This window comes from Pseudoalteromonas sp. SCSIO 43095, assembly GCF_023650455.1.
Classification (GTDB): Bacteria; Pseudomonadota; Gammaproteobacteria; order Enterobacterales; family Alteromonadaceae; genus Pseudoalteromonas; species Pseudoalteromonas tetraodonis.
The window spans coordinates 2,914,008-2,932,042 of sequence record NZ_CP087995.1; the positions used below are offsets into that span (position 1 = coordinate 2,914,008).

General features: G+C 40.9%; 21 protein-coding genes. 13 read left to right on the top strand and 8 right to left on the bottom strand.

Annotation, left to right across the window (positions count from 1 at the left end; translation table 11 throughout):
- Nucleotides 1–9: 9 nt before the first annotated feature.
- The 5 genes from LOC50_RS13710 (at nucleotide 10) to LOC50_RS13730 (ending at nucleotide 2,316) form a co-directional block, all read left to right on the top strand.
- Nucleotides 10–672 (top strand): flagellar brake domain-containing protein, encoded by a 663-nt coding sequence (locus LOC50_RS13710; RefSeq protein ID WP_036980743.1) that lies wholly within the window; start codon nucleotides 10–12, stop codon nucleotides 670–672.
- 517 nt (nucleotides 673–1,189) lie between these two features.
- Nucleotides 1,190–1,402 carry an EF-hand domain-containing protein gene (locus tag LOC50_RS13715; RefSeq protein WP_008112941.1) on the top strand — a complete coding sequence of 71 codons (213 nt, stop codon included), beginning with the start codon at nucleotides 1,190–1,192 and terminating at the stop codon, nucleotides 1,400–1,402.
- A gap of 70 nt (nucleotides 1,403–1,472) precedes the next feature.
- Nucleotides 1,473–1,685, top strand: a complete 213-nt coding sequence (locus LOC50_RS13720; protein ID WP_250653371.1) for an EF-hand domain-containing protein — start codon at nucleotides 1,473–1,475, stop codon at nucleotides 1,683–1,685.
- 138 nt (nucleotides 1,686–1,823) lie between these two features.
- Nucleotides 1,824–2,036: an EF-hand domain-containing protein gene (locus tag LOC50_RS13725; protein ID WP_013463660.1), complete on the top strand. Its 213-nt coding sequence runs from the start codon at nucleotides 1,824–1,826 to the stop codon at nucleotides 2,034–2,036.
- A 64-nt stretch (nucleotides 2,037–2,100) separates the two neighbouring features.
- Nucleotides 2,101–2,316 (top strand): EF-hand domain-containing protein, encoded by a 216-nt coding sequence (locus tag LOC50_RS13730; protein ID WP_010392739.1) that lies wholly within the window; start codon nucleotides 2,101–2,103, stop codon nucleotides 2,314–2,316.
- Between the two features lie 59 nt (nucleotides 2,317–2,375).
- On the opposite strand, the gene LOC50_RS13735 is transcribed toward LOC50_RS13730, so the two are convergent.
- The 5 genes from LOC50_RS13735 to def form a co-directional block, all read right to left on the bottom strand.
- A complete protein-coding gene (locus LOC50_RS13735; protein ID WP_250653372.1) occupies nucleotides 2,376–4,364 on the bottom strand; it encodes a TonB-dependent siderophore receptor in 1,989 nt (662 codons plus the stop codon).
- Between the two features lie 354 nt (nucleotides 4,365–4,718).
- The gene (trkA, locus tag LOC50_RS13740) at nucleotides 4,719–6,095 is read right to left on the bottom strand and encodes a Trk system potassium transporter TrkA (RefSeq protein WP_036980748.1); all 1,377 of its coding nucleotides are present in this window, start codon (nucleotides 6,093–6,095) and stop codon (nucleotides 4,719–4,721) included.
- Nucleotides 6,096–6,170: 75 nt separating this feature from the next.
- On the bottom strand, nucleotides 6,171–7,466 hold the full coding sequence (gene rsmB, locus LOC50_RS13745; protein ID WP_036980750.1) for a 16S rRNA (cytosine(967)-C(5))-methyltransferase RsmB: 1,296 nt from the start codon (nucleotides 7,464–7,466) through the stop codon (nucleotides 6,171–6,173).
- Nucleotides 7,459–8,412 (bottom strand): methionyl-tRNA formyltransferase, encoded by a 954-nt coding sequence (gene fmt / locus LOC50_RS13750; protein WP_250653373.1) that lies wholly within the window; start codon nucleotides 8,410–8,412, stop codon nucleotides 7,459–7,461. The genes rsmB and fmt overlap by 8 nt, the downstream gene beginning before the upstream one ends.
- Nucleotides 8,413–8,443: 31 nt before the next feature.
- Nucleotides 8,444–8,950 carry a peptide deformylase gene (gene def / locus LOC50_RS13755; protein ID WP_250653374.1) on the bottom strand — a complete coding sequence of 169 codons (507 nt, stop codon included), beginning with the start codon at nucleotides 8,948–8,950 and terminating at the stop codon, nucleotides 8,444–8,446.
- Nucleotides 8,951–9,069: 119 nt separating this feature from the next.
- Between def and LOC50_RS13760 the strand changes: the two genes are divergently transcribed.
- The 6 genes from LOC50_RS13760 to hemF all read left to right on the top strand — a co-directional run bounded on the left by LOC50_RS13760 (nucleotide 9,070) and on the right by hemF (nucleotide 13,980).
- The gene (locus tag LOC50_RS13760; protein ID WP_069438497.1) at nucleotides 9,070–10,191 is read left to right on the top strand and encodes a LysM peptidoglycan-binding domain-containing protein; all 1,122 of its coding nucleotides are present in this window, start codon (nucleotides 9,070–9,072) and stop codon (nucleotides 10,189–10,191) included.
- Between the two features lie 28 nt (nucleotides 10,192–10,219).
- Nucleotides 10,220–11,311, top strand: a complete 1,092-nt coding sequence (gene dprA / locus LOC50_RS13765; protein WP_250653375.1) for a DNA-processing protein DprA — start codon at nucleotides 10,220–10,222, stop codon at nucleotides 11,309–11,311.
- 1 nt (nucleotide 11,312) lies between these two features.
- A complete protein-coding gene (locus LOC50_RS13770) occupies nucleotides 11,313–11,786 on the top strand; it encodes a DUF494 family protein (protein WP_036980756.1) in 474 nt (157 codons plus the stop codon).
- Between the two features lie 111 nt (nucleotides 11,787–11,897).
- Nucleotides 11,898–12,473 (top strand): DNA topoisomerase family protein, encoded by a 576-nt coding sequence (locus LOC50_RS13775; protein WP_250653376.1) that lies wholly within the window; start codon nucleotides 11,898–11,900, stop codon nucleotides 12,471–12,473.
- Between the two features lie 23 nt (nucleotides 12,474–12,496).
- Nucleotides 12,497–13,060, top strand: coding sequence for an L-threonylcarbamoyladenylate synthase type 1 TsaC (tsaC, locus tag LOC50_RS13780; protein ID WP_250653377.1), 564 nt, complete (start codon nucleotides 12,497–12,499; stop codon nucleotides 13,058–13,060).
- A 2-nt stretch (nucleotides 13,061–13,062) separates the two neighbouring features.
- On the top strand, nucleotides 13,063–13,980 hold the full coding sequence (gene hemF, locus LOC50_RS13785; protein WP_036980761.1) for an oxygen-dependent coproporphyrinogen oxidase: 918 nt from the start codon (nucleotides 13,063–13,065) through the stop codon (nucleotides 13,978–13,980).
- Nucleotides 13,981–14,026: 46 nt separating this feature from the next.
- Here hemF and LOC50_RS13790 read toward each other — a convergent pair whose 3' ends face one another.
- Both LOC50_RS13790 and LOC50_RS13795 read right to left on the bottom strand, forming a co-directional pair.
- Nucleotides 14,027–15,631 (bottom strand): methyl-accepting chemotaxis protein, encoded by a 1,605-nt coding sequence (locus LOC50_RS13790; protein ID WP_250653378.1) that lies wholly within the window; start codon nucleotides 15,629–15,631, stop codon nucleotides 14,027–14,029.
- Nucleotides 15,632–15,733: 102 nt separating this feature from the next.
- Nucleotides 15,734–16,171: a group II truncated hemoglobin gene (locus LOC50_RS13795; RefSeq protein WP_036983347.1), complete on the bottom strand. Its 438-nt coding sequence runs from the start codon at nucleotides 16,169–16,171 to the stop codon at nucleotides 15,734–15,736.
- A gap of 52 nt (nucleotides 16,172–16,223) precedes the next feature.
- On the opposite strand from LOC50_RS13795, the gene aroE reads away from it, so the two are divergent.
- Together aroE and LOC50_RS13805 are read left to right on the top strand one after the other, a co-directional pair.
- Complete coding sequence (gene aroE, locus LOC50_RS13800; RefSeq protein WP_214553334.1) at nucleotides 16,224–17,048, top strand: shikimate dehydrogenase; 825 nt, start codon at nucleotides 16,224–16,226, stop codon at nucleotides 17,046–17,048.
- Complete coding sequence (locus LOC50_RS13805) at nucleotides 17,045–17,299, top strand: DUF1488 family protein (RefSeq protein WP_013463676.1); 255 nt, start codon at nucleotides 17,045–17,047, stop codon at nucleotides 17,297–17,299. The genes aroE and LOC50_RS13805 overlap by 4 nt, the downstream gene beginning before the upstream one ends.
- A 15-nt stretch (nucleotides 17,300–17,314) precedes the next feature.
- Here the strand turns inward: LOC50_RS13805 and LOC50_RS13810 are convergent, their stop codons facing one another.
- The gene (locus LOC50_RS13810; RefSeq protein WP_138626115.1) at nucleotides 17,315–17,854 is read right to left on the bottom strand and encodes a gamma carbonic anhydrase family protein; all 540 of its coding nucleotides are present in this window, start codon (nucleotides 17,852–17,854) and stop codon (nucleotides 17,315–17,317) included.
- Nucleotides 17,855–18,035 lie beyond the last annotated feature (181 nt).

Genomic DNA, 18,035 nt, shown 5'->3' on the forward strand with positions numbered 1-18,035 from the left:
GAAAGAACTATGCAAAAAACCAATTTGGAAAAGTTAAGCCAAATCGTCACAGGTGGCATGGTCGATTTAGAAATACTGACACCAACCAGTAGCCGACGCGTAAAAACAGAGTTTATAGGCTTATTAGAAAAAAAGTTTATTATTTTAAATTACCCCAATGCAAAACGGCTCCCCATGGCAAGTGATTATTTACGCGATGGTGTGATGGTGGTGGTAAGAGCGCTTATAGAGGGCAGTGGTGGGCATGTACTAGCGTTTCGTCAGCAGCTTATGTCTGTAGCATCTCACCCGGCTAAGTTATTGTTTATCGACTATCCATCACAAGTACAGTTATTTGAGCTGCGCTCGCAAGCGCGTATACCGACGCTGTTTCCTGCCAAGTTAAAATTATCGGATGATCGTCCCTCCTTTGAAGGCGTTATAAAAGATATTTCGTTAACGGGTGTTATGTTTGATATTAAAACAACCCAAGAAATTGACGACATTAAAGATATGCGTTGTATTGTAGTGTTTGATGAAGATACAAAGCACGAAGGGCAAATATGCAGCGTGAAAAAACATGCTAAAGGTATATATTGCGGAATTCGATTATTTGCCAGTGAAGAGCAAATGAAAACCCTGATGGGAGATCACTTCATTGACCCTAGTGCACTTGAATTTGAAATTGTATAAGGCCTGTTATCTTTCGACGCTGAACATTTTACAATTCTAAAATATCAACAAGCTCTAACATTTTCGCTCTTTTGCAACAAATAGCCATGTGTTGTTGTTATTTTTAAAATCCATTTCAAATTTATTTTATAAATTTATTAAAAACAATTAGTTAAATATGTTTTTTTATTCTAATTTTTTGTTTATAACAAAATTAAACTTAACTCACCTTCCTTTTTGTTTATTTAATCCTCTTTTTTAGCGATTGCTCATCGACTGTGTGGGGCTTTCCTTAAACTCAACTCTTTGATTTTTATTGTTTTAATTTTATTGCCTCATCTACTGTTGCTAAAAAGCAACAAAATAACGAGTTAAATAGCGCCATTTTCAGCTAGTTGCAGGTTAATTTATTGAAAATTATAGTTTTTATATTATTGGCATCGAAGTTGTAATAGTCAGGCTGTATAGAACGAAACGTGATTTAAAGTAAAACACTTAATCGCATAAAACATAAACTTTGTTTGAAGGAAGATAGATTATGAAAAGCATTAATAAAACTTTAGCACTTATCGCATTGGCTTCTTCATCAGCTGCCTTTGCAGCAAGCGACTTTGACACGCTAGACGTTGACGGCAACGGCGCGATCAGTCAAAGCGAAGCATCAGTTGATGCAAAACTAATGAGCATGTTTTCAGAGCTTGATACAGACCAAAACGGTGAGCTATCAAAAGAAGAGTTCTCTAAAGCATAACCCTAAGCTATTAAAGTTTTGGGAGTTAAAAGCTCCCCCATAATTTAAACGATTTTAAGGAATACTCATTATGAAAACATTACACAAAACATTTACACTTATCGCTCTTGCTTCTTCATCAGCTGCCTTTGCAGCGAGCGACTTTGACACACTAGATACTGACGGTAACGGCGCTATTAGCCAAAGCGAAGCATCGGTTGATGCAAAACTTATGAGCATGTTCTCAGAGCTTGATACTGACCAAAACGGTGAGCTATCAAAAGAAGAATTTTCGAAAGCATAAGACAAGGCTAAGTATATTCTGAGTTGCCAAAGGCAACCTAAATAGGCAAGGAAGCCTATGAAAGAGAATAACAAGGACTGTGATAGCCAGACACAATTTTTTGATAGACCATTGCATTACATTTTGAAGGATTAAATTATGAAAACATTACATAAAACATTCGCACTTATCGCTCTTGCTTCTTCATCAGCTGCTTTTGCAGCAAGCGACTTTGACATGCTTGATACTGATGGTAACGGCGCTATTAGTCAAAGCGAAGCGGCTGTAAACGCTGATTTAACAGCCGCATTTACTGAGCTTGATACTGACGGTAATGGTGAGCTTTCTAAAGCTGAGTTTGCAAACTTTTAATTTTTGGCTTTTTTCATTGCACAGGGATCTCAGAAAAGGATTTCCCTCTTATAGGAGACTTATTATGAAAGCATTAAACACAACACTTGCGATTTTAGTATTAGCGTCATCATCAGCAGCTTATGCTGCGGTAGACTTTGCCTCTTTTGATAGTAATGGCGACGGTGTAATTAGTCAGCAGGAAGCTGCGTCTAATAAACAACTAATGAATATTTTTGATGACTTAGATACTGACGGAAATGGTGAACTTTCTAAAGAAGAGTTTGCAAGAGTACAATAAGTATTACCCCATCATACTCCACTAAAGCCGCTGAATAGTCAGCGGCTTTTTTATACTTGTTAGAGACTATATTTAAGTTGGAGAGAGAAGCTTCTTGGCTTGCCATAACGATATTGGTTATAGAACCCAATTTGACTGTAATAATGCTTATCAAATAAGTTATCGATATTTAGGCTAACAGATAATTGCTTATTCATTTGATAATTCGCCATTAGGCTGGCAATACCATAACTAGGCTGGTTTACCTCAACAGCGCCATAAACAGGGTTTTTAACTTCATCATAGCTATTGCTTTGCCAGCGATAGCCACCACCCACTTTTAGATTGTCTAATGCACCTGAGAGTTGATAGCTAGTAAAAAGTTTAAATTGATCTTTTGGGTTGGTGGTATTTAATACCGTATTATCCGGTTTTTCGCCTTTACTATGGGTATAGCCAAAATAAGCGTTCCAGTTGTCGGTTAATTTTCCGTTGATTTCTAGCTCGTAGCCCTGAGTTAATGTGCCGTCAATGGGCTTGTAGATGGCCTGAAGTGTTTCTGCAATGGTATCTCCCGTGTACTCGCCTACATTATCTTGATAAATTTTAAATCCAGAAAGGGATATGTCTAAACGTTCATCAAGTACAGAAGCTTTTATGCCAAGTTCATAATTCTTACCTTCAATAGGGCTTAAATAATGTCCATTTTTATCAATTCGACTTTGTGGTGTAAAAATATCAGTGTAATTAGCATACAAAGCCCAACTCTGTGTTAGTTCATAAGTTGCTCCAAAATAATTAGTTAGTTCATCATTTATTTTATAATCATGCATGCGACCAAAATTATCTTGATTGGTTTGCCATTGATTTAACCGGCTTCCAACAATTAAAGACAAGGCATCGGTTATATTTAGTTGTGCAGCAACATAAAGTGCATCTTGTTTAGTTGTGCCATAAGAGCCGTAAGCCGCTTCTGACTGCCAATTTGGTTTTGCAATGCTATAACTAGAGTCAGTGAAATCGCCGATAACATAGTCACTTTGTTGACTAGCATAATAAGGGGTCGAAAACTGTTGCTCTTGGGTATTATAACCAAATAGCAGTTGGTGACTTTGGCCCAGCCAATTAAACCGACCATTGAGTTCAACCTCATAGGTATCCTGCGTTCTGTTTGCATCAATATAGTTTATAGAGCCGGGTTTCATTCCAGTGTTGTTTATAGGATCGGGCTCTCCTTTTACCCAAAACACATCATAGTCTAGGTCGTTATCACCATAAACATAATTAGCGGTTAGCTGCCAGTTAGCGTTAAAGTAATGCTCTAGGCGAATAAACGCATTAAGTGCATCGGTTCGAGAAGAGGCCCAATCTTGAGCTGTTGAAACACCTCTGTCATAAGCAGTGCGGGAGCCATCACTATAAAAAATAGGCAAACCACCTGACATTGTTCCTTTAGGAGTTGTCGATTGATTATCAACAGCAAGCGTCAACAAAGTATTGTTAGAAAGATCTGCCTCAATAATGCCATATAATGTTTGACTGGTTTGCGAAAAGCGATCTTGATATGAGTGTCTATCTTGATAAGCAACAACAGCTCGTCCTCTTATACTTTCACTATTATTTATGCTTCCCGACACATCCACCATCGCGCGGTAGTTGTCCCATGAGCCTAATGAAGCAGTAAGATTTACTTGAGTGTTTACAGTTGGGCGTTTACGTATCAAATTAATTGCTGCCGAAGGGTTACCCGCGCCCAGCATTAACCCCGTTGCCCCTCTAACTATTTCGATACGCTCATAAATTGCGGTATCGGTTAGGTTATCTCCATAATTAAAGCGGGTGTCATAGGTGGTCGCTATGCCATCATAAAGTATGCTGGTGACACTAATACCTCGGGCTGAAATAGAAAACTTACCATTATCTGCTTCTCGAGCATTTATGCCTGTCACACTGGTTATAGCTTCAATTGCGGTATTTAGTTGTTGGTCTGCCATGAAGTCGCTGGTTATCGCTATCGTTGATTGCGGCGTTTGCAAATGTGATAGCTCAAGACCTGTTGCAGAGCTCATGGAATTAACTTTATAGCCGTTCGCTTGCTCTCCGATTACGGTTAACCTTTCGATACCTTCGCTAGTGTGGGCGAGCGTTTGAGTTGAAACTGTTGAAAGTAAAAGGCCAACCAGAGTGTAATGAGTTACGGGATAATTTTTCTTTGAGAGTAGGTGTATCATTTGAAATCCATTTTTATTTAAAAACGTGAAATTAACTTTTCACATCAGTAGATGTCGCTGCTTGATAATCGAGCAAGAAGAGACTAATGGATTTTCCTTTATTAGTAAATGCTTTTGATAATGATTTTCATTTAGGTTTGGGTGTTCTCCTTTTTACTTACAAGCGGGTTGTGAATAAAAAGGAGGAATTAATTATAAAAAGATTGCGCTAACTTGGAATAACTTTTCAACCACGTTAATGTGCTTTTTATCAATTAAGAACATGATTACATGATCGCCTGACAAAATAATTGTATCGTCATGGGCAATCAGTACATCGTCATTTCGCACAATTGCACCTATTGTGGTACCTGCTGGCAATTTAATATCGGCAATTGCGCGACCTACCACTTTAGAGGTATTTTCATCACCATGGGCAACCGCTTCTATGGCTTCTGCGGCTCCTTTACGTAGTGAGTACACGTTTACAATATCACCACGGCGCACGTGAGTCAGCAATGCAGAAATAGTCGCTTGTTGTGGTGAAATCGCAATATCAATTTCGCCGCCCTGTACTAAATCAACGTAAGCGCCTCGTTGAATAAGTACCATGGTTTTTTGTGCCCCCATGCGTTTTGCGAGCATAGCCGACATTATATTTACTTCATCGTCGTTGGTAACGGCAATAAACACATCAACCTGTTCAATGTGTTCTTCAGAGAGCAGCTCCTGATCGGATGCATCACCACAAAATACCACGGTGTTGTCGAGCATTTCAGAAAGCTGTTCGCCACGCTCTTTACTTCGCTCTAGTAACTTAACGCTGTGGTTTCTTTCCAGTGAACGGGCTAGACCTGCACCAATATTACCGCCACCGGCAATCATGATTTTTTTATACGAGCGTTCCAGCTTTTGTAGCTCGTTCATTACCGCACGAATGTGTTTGGTTGCGGCAATAAAAAATACTTCATCGTCGGCTTCTATTACGGTGGTGCCTAAGGGTTTTATCGCTTTACCTTGGCGGTAAATAGCGGCTACCCGAGTTTCAACATTAGGAATATGCTGCTTAAGTGTAGATAGGGCATAGCCTACCAATAAGCCGCCATAGTAGGCTTTTACAGCCACTAAAGAGAGCATGCCATCGGCAAATTGCAGTACTTGTAATGCGCCAGGGTAGTCTATTAGGCGGCGAATATACTTAGTAACGAGTGCTTCTGGGGCAATATAATGATCGACGGGTAAGTCATCATTATGGAATAGTTTTTCGCGGTATTTTAAATACTGCTCAGAGCGAATACGGGCTATTTTGGTCGGTGTATTAAAAATACTGTAGGCAACTTGGCATGCCACCATGTTAACTTCATCTGAGCTGGTCACCGCAATAATCATATCGGCATCTTCAGCCCCTGCGCGACTTAGCACGTCAGGGTGAGCGCCATGGCCTGCAACACCTTGTAAATCGTACTTATCTTGCAGTTCGCGCAAGCGGTTACCGTCGATATCAACTACGGTTATTTCGTTTTGTTCACCCACTAGGTTTTCTGCGAGTGTGCCGCCAACTTGCCCAGCACCGAGTATGATTATTTTCATTATGTGCCCATATTATTAATACTAATTACATCAAAGTATTAGCTACCTCTAAACTGAAGTAGCTAAATGTGTTGCCTAGGTTTTTTTAACTAATTTAGCGTAGTAAAAACCGTCACTTTCGCCTGGTAATAACTGCAAGCCTGGTATGGTTTTAGTGTCTTCGCTGTGCAAAGGAATATGCTCTGCGTCTTCATTATTAGCTAAAAACTTAGCAACTTGTTGTTGGTTTTCTTGTGGAAGCACCGAACAAGTTGCATACACCAATGTACCGCCTGGCTTTAACAATGGCCAAATGCTGTCGAGTATATCGCCTTGGAGGGTGGATAAATCGTTAATGTCGGATGCGCGACGTAACCATTTAATATCTGGGTGACGACGAATTACGCCAGTTGCAGAGCAGGGTACATCTAACAAAATACGATCAAACTGTTCTTCATCCCACCAAGTGTGAGGTTGCGATGCATCACCACATTGTAAGTCGGCGCCCAAACCTATGCGTTCTAGGTTTTGTTTAACACGTTCTAGGCGTGTGGCATCGCTATCAAGCGCAAGCACATCAGCATCGGCAAGCTCTAAAATATGGCAGGTTTTACCACCAGGCGCTGCACAGGCATCGAGTATTGCATCACCATTTTGTGGGTCTAGGTAGCGTGCAGCAAGCTGCGCTGCCGCATCTTGTACTGAACAGGCACCGGTATCAAACTCAGGAAGTGAAAACACATCGCGTGGTTTGCTTAGTTTAATGCCATCAATAAAATCAGGGTTTAGAGTATGTTCAATATCGTTAGCGGTTAGCATTTCGCTATATTCTTGGGTGCTAAACTGCGATTGATTCACTCGAAGCCACATTGGCGCTTGTTGCTGATTAGCTTCTAGAATGTCTTCCCAGCTATCTGGGTAGGCTTCTTTTACTTGCTTTATAAACCAGTTTGGATGGTTGTATAAACACACCGGAATTTGTTTGGCTTTTTCTTCAAGCTCAGTTTGTTGGCGCTGAAAGCTTCGTAAAATGGCGTTAATAAGCCCTTTCAAGCCAAGAGCGCGTAATTGTTGTAACGCATTAACGGTTTCGCTAATTGCTGCATGCGGCGGTACACGCATGTGTTGTAGTTGGTAAATACCCACATACAACAAAAACTGGAAAATACGGCGTTTGCCTTTAAGCGGTTGTTCTACTAAATGCTGGCAATAATTTTCTAGGCTAGGTAAGTAACGTAATACTCCATAGCAAATTTGCTGCAGTAAGGCTTTATCTTTAGGTGATAAGCCTTGGCTAGCGAAAGGGAGTTCTTGATTAAGCGATGCGCCTTTATCAACCACGTTATATAAAGTTTCAGCGGCTAGCGCTCTGACATTGCTTACATTACTCATTATTTTCGCCTAATACGGTGCCGGGTGTGACCCAGTCGCTACGACCGTTTAAAAAATCATTAATTGCCATTGGCTTTTTGCCTTGTGGTTGTAATTCGCTAATAGATAAAGCGTGTTTACCACAAGCCACAACGATACCGTTTTTATCACTTGCTAATACAGTGCCAGCTGCGCCTGACTGTTCAACCACGTTTGCTTGGTATATTTTTACCGTATTACCACGCATTTGGGTAAAGCATACTGGCCATGGGTTAAAGGCACGAATGTTACGCTCGATTTGCTCGGCATCCATAGACCAATCAATGTTGGCTTCGTCTTTTGAGAGCTTTTTAGCGTAATTGGCATCGGCGTCGTTCTGTGGCTCAGGCGTTATGTCCCCGTTGGCTAAACGATTTATGGTGTCGATTAATGCATCAGGTCCCAGTTCAGCAAGCTTAGCGTATAAGCTTGCACTGGTTTCAGTACTATCAATAGGGCAGCGGCTAATATGCAGCATATCGCCGGTATCTAGCCCTTCATCCATTTGCATTATGGTTACACCGGTTTGCTGATCGCCTGCCCAAATAGCACGTTGAATAGGCGCGGCGCCACGCCAGCGCGGTAAAATAGAACCATGTACATTTAAACACCCTAAACGTGGGGCATCTAAAATGGCTTTAGGTAAAATTAAACCGTAGGCAACAACAATCATGATATCGGCATTGAGGCTGCTTAGCTCTTCAAGTGCTTCGTCTGTTTTGAGTGATTGCGGTTGAAAAACGGGTAGGTCATGTTCTAATGCAAGCGCTTTTACTTCACTGGCTTTTAGTTTTTTTCCGCGACCCGCTGGACGATCTGGTTGACTGTAAATGCCCACTATTTGGTGTTCACTATCGATGAGTGCTTGCAGATGGCGTGCAGCAAAGTCCGGCGTACCGGCAAATATAATGCGTAATGGTTGTGTCACTGAGTTTCCTAATTATTTACTAAGGTGCTTATTACTGCGCTGCAAACTTCGCTTCTTTTTCAAGCTTTTTACGAATGCGTTGGCGCTTTAATGGAGATAAATAATCAATAAATAATTTACCTTGAAGGTGATCAAGTTCATGCTGAATACAAATCGCTAATAATTCGTCAGCATCAAGAATAAACTCTTTACCTTCTTCGTTGAGTGCAGCTACGGTAACGGTTTCTGCACGGTCAACTTTTGCATACGAATGAGGAACTGATAAACAGCCTTCTTCGCTCACGGTTGAGCCATCTTTTTTGATAATTTGCGGATTGATAAGCACGAGTGGTTCATTGCGCTCTTCTGATACGTCGATCACCACAATACGCTGGTGAATATCAACCTGTGTAGCAGCAAGCCCAATACCATTTTCATCGTACATGGTTTCTAGCATATCTTTGACAATTTCACGCACTTGACCGTCAACAACAGTTACTTCTTTTGCGATTGTACGTAAACGTTCATCTGGAAATCTTAAAACTTCTAACCTAGCCATAGTTACCTTTTACACTTATGCTTGAATTTAGGGTATTGTATGTTCTTATTTTAGCCATTCACGTTCCCCTTTAACAGGTTTTGGTTAATAATAATGAAAAAACACTATGAGGAAGCTCAATGAAATCTCCATTAATTGCAATTATACTTGTATTAGGTGCAACTTTTCCTGTGCTGGCAGATGTACTAACTATAAAAAAAGATGCACCTAAACAGTATGTTGTGAAAAAAGGTGACACGCTTTGGGATATCTCAGCTATATATCTAAACGAACCTTGGTTATGGCCTGAACTATGGCAAATGAACCCACAAATAGACAACCCTCACCTTATTTACCCCGGAGATGCGTTAGCATTAATTTACGATACAGACGGTAATCCGCGTTTAGTGATTAATAAAGCGTATCGAAAGCTATCACCTATGGGGCGTATTACGCCAAAAGGGAAAGATGCGATAACAACTTTACCGCTTGCGTTGATTAAACCGTATTTGTCGTTTGAGCAAGCTATTAACAGCGATACCATAAAAGAAAAGCCCTATATTTTGGGCGCCAACGAAAATACCAAAACCCAAACTATTGACCATATTTTATATGTAAAAGGTAACTTAAAACGTCATCAAGCATATGCTATTTATCACAAAGGTGCGCCTTATACTGACCCTAATACCGGTGAAGAGTTGGCGAGTAGAGCATCTTATGTGGGTATGGCTCGCGCGTTTAGAACAGGTGATGCGGCCAATGGCGAACCTGCCTCAGTAAGAGTTGAATCAGTAAAACGTGAGATCAAACAGGGTGACTTTTTATTACCTGCAATGGAAGGGCAGATGCTGCCAGTATATTTTGAGATGCATCGTCCTGAACAGCCAATGCAGGGTCAAGTGATTGCCTCTCCGCACGAGGTGAGAGAATTTAGCACGATGGATGTAGTGGTGCTAAACTTAGGTTCAGAGCAACAAGTTAAAGTAGGTCATGTACTGGATATTGAACGTCAGTCACCTAAGGTGATTGATAGTGCCAGAGGCCCGCGTTATACCGAAGATTCAAGTCGTTTAGAAAAATTGGTATCGGCTACTAGCGAATTATTTGGCTCAGAAACCGATGAAGATAGCGTTACTTGGAAAATGCCAGCAGAGAAAGTTGGTGAAATGATTATTTTTAAAGTGTATGACAAAGTTAGTTATGCGCTGATCACTAAAAATCAGCACCCAATTCGCATTGGAGATTTGGCAGTAATTCATTAAGTAGCGAGTCGGTGTTCTAGGAGGGAGCATGGAGCAATCGTTTGGCAAGCTAAGCCATTGGCTTGCCTTTTACTTATGCAAAGGGCTTGGAATAAAAACGCTATTAGCCCTCTCTAAACAGCATAGTTTAGAGTCACTGTTTTCCTTATCGCATTCCCAGCTGGTTATGTTGGGCTTAACAGCGAGCCAAGCAAGTAATTTACTTAATACAAATTGGCAGCAAGTTGCGCATTATGAACAGCTTATTAGCCAGCAACATATTATTGTTATTAGTATTTTTGATACCACCTACCCAGAACACCTAAAACAAATAGCCAGTGCGCCATTATTACTTTTTTGTAAAGGCGATATCAGCTTACTGTCTTCTCCACAAATTGCGATTGTTGGCAGTCGAAATGCAACCACCACAGGACTTGAAATTGCTGCAGAGTTTGCACATCAGCTAACGCTTGCTGGCATAACAGTAACCTCTGGTATGGCGCGTGGCATTGATGGTGCTGCCCATAAAGGAGCGCTGGCAGGAAATGGTAAAACCATTGCCGTACTAGGGACTGGTGTTGATGTTTATTACCCTAAACGCCATAAGTTACTTACAGAGCAAGTATTAACACAGGGTTTATTGGTAAGTGAGTTTTTACCGGGCACCGCGGCCAACGCGCATAACTTTCCACGACGTAATCGTATTATTTCAGGACTCTCTTTAGGCGTTTTAATTGTTGAAGCCGAAATTAAAAGTGGCTCATTGATCACCGTACGTTATGCGCTTGAACAAAATAAAGACGTTTTTGCGGTGCCAGGCTCAATTAAAAACCCGCTGGCACAAGCAAGCCATTTTTTAATTAAACAAGGTGCTAAGCTGGTAGAAAACGTCGCGGATATTCTTGATGAGATGAACTTTTCATACCCTTTTGGTCTAAACTATAAAGAGTTAACTGATGCTGTAACCTCAGATTGTGAGGTGCTTAACAGTATTGGTTTTGAGGTGACCAGTGTGGACGATATTATGCGTCGAGTACAGTGGCCAATTGATAAATTACAAGCGCGATTGCTTGATTTAGAGTTAGACGATCAAATTGAACGTGTATTAGACGGCTATATTAAATTAAGCGCTGGAGGATAATATGTTTGATATTCTCATGTATTTATTTGAAAACTATGTTCACAGCGAAGGCGATGTATTTGTTGAGCAAAGCACACTTACCGATGAGTTACTCCGCGCTGGGTTTAACAAACCCGAAATTAACAAAGCCATTGACTGGTTAGATCAACTTGCCGCATTACAATACAGCAATGAATCGCCTTATTTATTAGCCACTCCACAACATGCAGTGCGTATTTTTACCGACAGTGAGTGCCAAGTTCTCGACACCGAGTGTCGCGGCTTTTTAATGTTTGTTGAACAAACGGGCGTCATTAATAGCACCACTCGTGAAATGGTGATGGACCGTTTAGCGGCGCTTGATAATTCAGCTATTACTTTGGAAGATTTAAAATGGTTAATTCTTATGGTGTTATTTAACGCCCCTGATTCTCAGCAGGCGTATGAGCAAATGGAAGATCTTATTTTTGATGAGCCCAGTGAAGTGTTACATTAATCATTATTGCGTGTTTTATTATTTTCAGCGTTAACAAACCGACTGCCATAGCTTGTATCTTTAAGGGTTTTGGGTATATTAGGCGAAAATTCATCAACCACTAGGATTTACATGAGTAAAATCGATCATTCACTTTTCTCGGCTAATAAACACGCCTTAGAAAAAGAATATGAGATATGCCCGCAATGTGGTTCAGAACTCGTCATTCGCAATAGCAAATCTGGGCATTTTTTAGGCTGCGCTAGTTACCCTAAGTGCGATTTTATTCGTCCGCTTGCACATCATGATAGCAATGAAATCAAAATACTTGAGGACAGCGAGTGTCCAGAGTGTCGTAAGCCGCTGGTGGTGAAAAATGGCCGCTACGGTATGTTTATTGGCTGTACCGGTTACCCTGAATGTCATTATATTGCCAGTGAGCATGACGATACACCAAGTGAAGAGCCTGTGATTAGTTGTCCTAAATGTAAAAAAGGCCACTTGGTTTCACGCAGCAATAAATTTGGGAAAGTGTTTTATTCTTGCGACTGTTACCCAAGCTGTAAATATACGCTTAATCATAAACCTGTAGATCAAGCGTGCCCAGCATGTGACTGGCCAGTTGTTACTGAGAAAAAAACCGCGAGTGGTATTGTGTTACAATGCCCACAAAAAAGCTGTATGCATAAGTTTGCTGCCACTGAATAACGTAAATATCTCTGGAGACAATTTTGTCTGACCTTCCTTCTTTATCTGCTGCAATAACTAGCTTAGAACAAGGCGATGTTATTTTATACCCAACCGAAGCTGTTTATGGCCTTGGTTGCGATCCTGACAATCAACAGGCGGTGGAACGTTTATTGAGTATTAAACAACGCCCTGTTGAAAAAGGGCTTATTTTAATTGCTGACAATTACGGGCAATTATTAAAATACGTCGATGACGCTAAGCTGCCTATGGATAAACGTGCCGATATTTTTTCAAGTTGGCCAGGCGCACTCACTTTTGTGATGCCTGCAGCTAAGTCTACCCCAAAGTGGTTAACTGGGCAGTTTGATACTATTGCAGTAAGAGTAACTAACCACCCTACAGTTAAACGTTTATGTCAACAGTTTGGTAAACCACTGGTATCAACAAGTGCTAATTTAACCGGCCAAGCAACGGTAACAAGTATTGTTGAAGCTCAGCAGCAGTTTGGCGAGCAGGTTAGTTTTTATGTTGATGAACCATTAGGTGGTAATACACAACCAAGTACCATTAAAGATGCCATGACTGGCAATGTATTCAGAGGTTAACGATGCAAAGCGAATTATTAAAACAAGTAAAAGCGTACTTTATGGCTTTGCAAGATACCATTTGCCAAGGCTTAGAATCAGCCGACGGGAAAGCACAGTTTGTTGAAGACAGCTGGCAGCGAGAAGAGGGCGGCGGTGGTCGTACTCGCGTTATTACCAATGGTAATGTGATTGAGCAAGGCGGTGTGAATTATTCGCATGTATTTGGTGCCTCTATGCCGGGCTCTGCCACTGCCCATAGACCTGAGCTTGCTGGGCGCAGCTTTCATGCGTGTGGTGTATCGTTAGTGATCCACCCTAAAAACCCGCATATACCAACAAGCCATGCCAATGTACGCTTTTTTATTGCCGAAAAAGAAGGTGAAGAACCGATTTGGTGGTTTGGTGGTGGTTTTGATTTAACCCCGTTTTATCCTGTACTTGAAGATGTAGTGCATTGGCACCAAGTTGCGCACGATGTGTGTCAGCCTTTTGGCGATGATGTATATCCAAAATATAAAAAATGGTGTGATGAATACTTTTATTTAAAACATCGAGATGAAACCCGTGGCGTAGGCGGCTTATTTTTTGACGATTTGAATGAGTTAGGTTTTGAGCAAAGCTTTGCATTTATGCAATCGGTGGGTAATGGCTTTTTAGATGCTTACGTTCCTATTATTGAGCGTCGCAAAAACGATAAGTACACCGAACAACAACGCGACTTTCAATTATATCGCCGTGGTCGTTATGTTGAGTTTAATTTAGTCTGGGACCGCGGCACATTATTTGGCTTACAAAGCGGTGGCCGAACTGAATCTATTTTAATGTCGATGCCACCCTTAGCACGTTGGGAATATAACTATACCCCAGCCGAAGACAGTGCAGAGGCATTACTATATAAAGATTTCTTAAAGCCACGTGATTGGTTAGCTCTAGGCTAGAAATTGTCCGCCAGTCAATAAACTACTTATTGACTGGCTTTTAAAGTTATTGTTTTAGTTTAAAGCTTCGTACCTGCTCATCTAACGAGCGAGCTAAATTGAGTAACTCTTCACTGACTTTTTGATTTTCATCCGCATCTACTAACGATTGCTCTGCATTATCACTGATACCAACAACGCTTCTATTTATTTCTTCGGCGGCTAGATTTTGCTGCTCTGTTGCATCGGCTATTTGTATATTTAGCTCATTTATTTCATTCATTTGGCTAGAAATATCTTTTAAAGCCTGTGCAACTTGTTGTACTTGTTGCGCTCTTTTGTCAGCCTCCGCACACGACTCACCCATGGTTTTAACTGTTTGCGCTGCTTCTGATTGCAACTTATCTATAGTGCGGCGTATTTCATCGGTAGAGGCATGAGTTCGGGTTGCTAAAGTTCGTACTTCATCAGCAACAACGGCAAATCCTCTTCCAGCTTCACCTGCACGGGCAGCTTCAATGGCTGCATTAAGTGCTAATAAATTTGTTTGCTCGGCGATACTGCTGATCACCTCAAGCACTTTACCCACTTCAAGCGTTTGCTCTTGCAGTTGTCTCACTTGATCTGCCGCTTGGCGTACATCTTGTGCTAACTGATTAATGCTGAGCTCTGTTTGCTCTGCAACCTGCATGCTTTGCTGTGCTAGCTCATTACTGTTCTCAGATTTTTCTTGAGCAAAATGAGTGGTGTTTCTTACCTCGTTTGAAGAGCTTTCTAGCTCATTAATTGCTGCGGCCACCGAGTCGGTACTTTTCTTTTGTTCTAAAATAGCGCGCTCAGTAGTATCGGCAGAAGTATAAATTTTCTCTGCTGAATGAATAAGCACTTTTGAAGAGTGAGATACCTGAGCAATGTTATCTTTAAACGTAGCAATCATTTGGTTAAAACTGGTGGCAAGCCAGCCGAGTTCATCTTCGGCGTTATCTTCAATGCGTAAGGTTAGATCTTTATTAGTAGTGGCTAAGTGCATTGCATGGCCGAGCTTTTTAAGGCGCACTATAAATATTTTTCTAAACACTATACCTAGCAGCACAAAGGCAATAATAAAAATAGTAGACAGTAGGCTGGTGGTTATTAAGGTGTTGTAAGTTACCTCGCTATCAATATCGGCTAAGGAATAGCTAATTTTTACCACGCCTAGCACATCGCCTTCTTGTGCTTGATGGCAGCCTAAGCAGTTAGTGCCTTTATAATCAGAGCTCGCATACATCGGGCGTAGGTAGGTCATACTGCGATTATTATTGCTTTGCTCTATAAATAAACTTTCTTTACCCTGCAGTGCTTCGCGTTCGCTATTATTACTCGCTGTTTGGTTTTTATTTCCGGCCCCATACAGTTTATTAACTATATCGGAGCGAATAATATGAGCATCTTCAATATTAGGGTGTTTGCGTAGCTTTTGGCTCAATAATTCTCGATTAGCCATAGTACCCGTTAGCATCATGGTGTTTATTGAATCAAAATAGTTATCGGCAAGTAGCTTGATGTTTTCTGCCACCGTATCTTGTGCGAGTGTGCGCTGTTGGCTCGCACTACTAAAAATACTGGCTATGAGTACTATAATGCCGGTAAATGCTAACAAAGCATAAATTTTATGTTGGATTGATTTCACACGCGCCACGCTTTTCTAACTATTTGATAGGGTATTATCTTTATTTTAGAAAAGCGGGTTTTGACTTAGCGCAAATAATCCCCAATTGAAGAACGGGATAGATTAATGCTGATTAATCATATGACTGGCAAGCTGTGCCAGTGATTGGCGTAAACCTTCGCGTAAAACGGGGTTATCAATTTCTATGTCTAAGGTTTTATTCATGCAATACATCCACTGATCACGTAAATCTTGATCAATAGGAAATGGCATATGACGTTTGCGCAGCATTGGATGGCCATGTTTTTCTACAAATAAGTCTGGGCCACCAAGCCAACCGGATAAAAACTCAAAAAATACTTGGCGAATTCTATCTAATGGTTGAGGATGCATATCATATAACGGTTTAGCGTATTCATCGCTGGTCATTATGTCGTAGAATCTATTGGCAATTGCACGCGTGGGCGCTTCTCCGCCGATGATTTCATACGGGGTTTTCTCTGGCGTAGGCGCTTGAGTGGTTGTAGACGGCTTTGATCTTGAAAAGAGTCTTTTAATCATAATTTTATCATCGTTAATAGGCAGTACTAAAACTGCAAAGAGGTTGTTTAAAATGGACAAATATGCGGTTTTTGGAAATCCAATCAAACATTCAAAATCTCCCAGCATACATCAGCAGTTTGCTAAGTCATTGGGAGAGCAAATCGACTATCGCGCAATATTAGCACCTATCGATGGATTTGAAAAAACAGTCGCGACTTTTTTTGAACAAGGGGGCAAAGGCGCAAATGTCACTGTTCCTTTTAAAGAGCAGGCCTTTGCTTTAGCCGATGAACTAACCTCAGTGGCTAAACTTGCAGGCGCAGTAAACACCCTTAAAAAGCGCGATGATGGTACCTTACTCGGTGATAACACCGACGGCATAGGCTTTGTGAACGATTTACTAGCGAATAAAATAACAATTACAGGTAAACGCCTGCTGATCATTGGTGCAGGTGGCGCTGCCCGTGGTGTTATTTTACCTTTACTTGAGCAGCAGCCTGAAGAAATCATTATCGTTAATCGCACTGCACATAAAGCTCAAACATTGGCAAAGCTCTTTACTGGGCACGGCAATGTTTCGGGGTATGGTTTTGACGACCTTCCTCAAGTTGATTATCACTTGGTTATAAATTCAACCTCGAGCAGTATGAATAACGAGTTACCTGCGCTAAATTCTAAGTATTTAAGCGCATGTGAAATGGCTTACGATATGTTTTATGCGACGCAAAATACGCTATTCATGAATTGGGTCAGCGAACACAACAAAGCGGCTAAGCTATTAGACGGTAGTGGCATGCTAGTAGGCCAAGCCGCACAAGCTTATTATGTATGGCGAAATAAAATGCCGGACATTGTTCCCGTTGTTATTGCACTAAAGCAGGGAGTACTTAAATGAATCAAGCAATACAGTTTATAGACCGACTCGAATTTAGAGAGCCAACTCACCAGCTAGTTTTTTTTGCACAAGTAAGCGGAATGCTAGTTGAGTGTGTGATTGCTGTAAGTAGTTTAAATTTAGCCGATGAGAGTCATGCAACGCGTTATTTTGAACAATATCGATTTGATTATGAAGAGCGTGCCGAGCAGCTAATCGAAGACGAAAGCTATAACTCGGCAGGGCAAATAGAAGTGAGTTTACTTAATTAAGTAAAAAAGCTGTGGTTATTTCGCGTCTTCAGCTAAGTATTCATCTTTAAGCTGCACGTAATTATCGGCAGACACTTTTAAAAAGCTCAGCTCTTGCTCTGTTAAAGGGCGGGCTTGTTTCGCTGGGCTACCTACATATAAAAAACCAGACTCTAAACGCTTATTAGGGGGTACTAAAGCACCGCCACCAATAATAACCTCATCTTCTACAATCACATTATCCATAATAATAGCGCCCATCCCCACGAGTATGCGGTTACCTAATACGCAGCCATGTAGCATTACCTTATGACCAACGGTTACATCATCACCAATAATAAGTGGGTAGCCATCTGGATTACTCTTTGTTGCTCTTGATAAGTGTAAAACACTGCCATCTTGTATATTAGTACGCTTACCGATACGAATATGATTAACATCACCACGGGCAGCAACTAGTGGCCATACACTACTATCATCACCTAGGGTGATATCACCGACTAATACAGACGACTCGTCTACATAAACAGATTCATTAAACGCAGGAGTAATTCCTTTATAAGAACGTATTGCCATACATGCACCTTTAAATTAAACATATTAAGAGTATTAGTGTAACAGTAGCGCTTATTTTAGTGCCAGCAAAGCCTATATTGATTATAAAACTACCAGTTTCACCTGCTTTCGCTCAGATACTAACCGAACAGTGTGTTTTTTTAGTTTTTCTTTAAAAAAGTACTTGCGTAAAAATCTGTTC

Excerpts from the sequence above, each read along its gene's own strand:
- LOC50_RS13710 (WP_036980743.1), top strand. The coding sequence starts at position 10 with ATGCAAAAAACCAATTTGGAAAAGTTAAGCCAAATCGTCACAGGTGGC.
- LOC50_RS13715 (WP_008112941.1), top strand. The coding sequence starts at position 1,190 with ATGAAAAGCATTAATAAAACTTTAGCACTTATCGCATTGGCTTCTTCA.
- LOC50_RS13720 (WP_250653371.1), top strand. The coding sequence starts at position 1,473 with ATGAAAACATTACACAAAACATTTACACTTATCGCTCTTGCTTCTTCA.
- LOC50_RS13725 (WP_013463660.1), top strand. The coding sequence starts at position 1,824 with ATGAAAACATTACATAAAACATTCGCACTTATCGCTCTTGCTTCTTCA.
- LOC50_RS13730 (WP_010392739.1), top strand. The coding sequence starts at position 2,101 with ATGAAAGCATTAAACACAACACTTGCGATTTTAGTATTAGCGTCATCA.
- LOC50_RS13735 (WP_250653372.1), bottom strand. The coding sequence starts at position 4,364 with ATGAGCTCTGCAACAGGTCTTGAGCTATCACATTTGCAAACGCCGCAA.
- trkA (WP_036980748.1), bottom strand. The coding sequence starts at position 6,095 with ATGAAAATAATCATACTCGGTGCTGGGCAAGTTGGCGGCACACTCGCA.
- rsmB (WP_036980750.1), bottom strand. The coding sequence starts at position 7,466 with ATGAGTAATGTAAGCAATGTCAGAGCGCTAGCCGCTGAAACTTTATAT.
- def (WP_250653374.1), bottom strand. The coding sequence starts at position 8,950 with ATGGCTAGGTTAGAAGTTTTAAGATTTCCAGATGAACGTTTACGTACA.
- LOC50_RS13760 (WP_069438497.1), top strand. The coding sequence starts at position 9,070 with ATGAAATCTCCATTAATTGCAATTATACTTGTATTAGGTGCAACTTTT.
- dprA (WP_250653375.1), top strand. The coding sequence starts at position 10,220 with ATGGAGCAATCGTTTGGCAAGCTAAGCCATTGGCTTGCCTTTTACTTA.
- LOC50_RS13770 (WP_036980756.1), top strand. The coding sequence starts at position 11,313 with ATGTTTGATATTCTCATGTATTTATTTGAAAACTATGTTCACAGCGAA.
- LOC50_RS13775 (WP_250653376.1), top strand. The coding sequence starts at position 11,898 with ATGAGTAAAATCGATCATTCACTTTTCTCGGCTAATAAACACGCCTTA.
- hemF (WP_036980761.1), top strand. The coding sequence starts at position 13,063 with ATGCAAAGCGAATTATTAAAACAAGTAAAAGCGTACTTTATGGCTTTG.
- LOC50_RS13795 (WP_036983347.1), bottom strand. The coding sequence starts at position 16,171 with ATGATTAAAAGACTCTTTTCAAGATCAAAGCCGTCTACAACCACTCAA.
- aroE (WP_214553334.1), top strand. The coding sequence starts at position 16,224 with ATGGACAAATATGCGGTTTTTGGAAATCCAATCAAACATTCAAAATCT.
- LOC50_RS13805 (WP_013463676.1), top strand. The coding sequence starts at position 17,045 with ATGAATCAAGCAATACAGTTTATAGACCGACTCGAATTTAGAGAGCCA.
- LOC50_RS13810 (WP_138626115.1), bottom strand. The coding sequence starts at position 17,854 with ATGGCAATACGTTCTTATAAAGGAATTACTCCTGCGTTTAATGAATCT.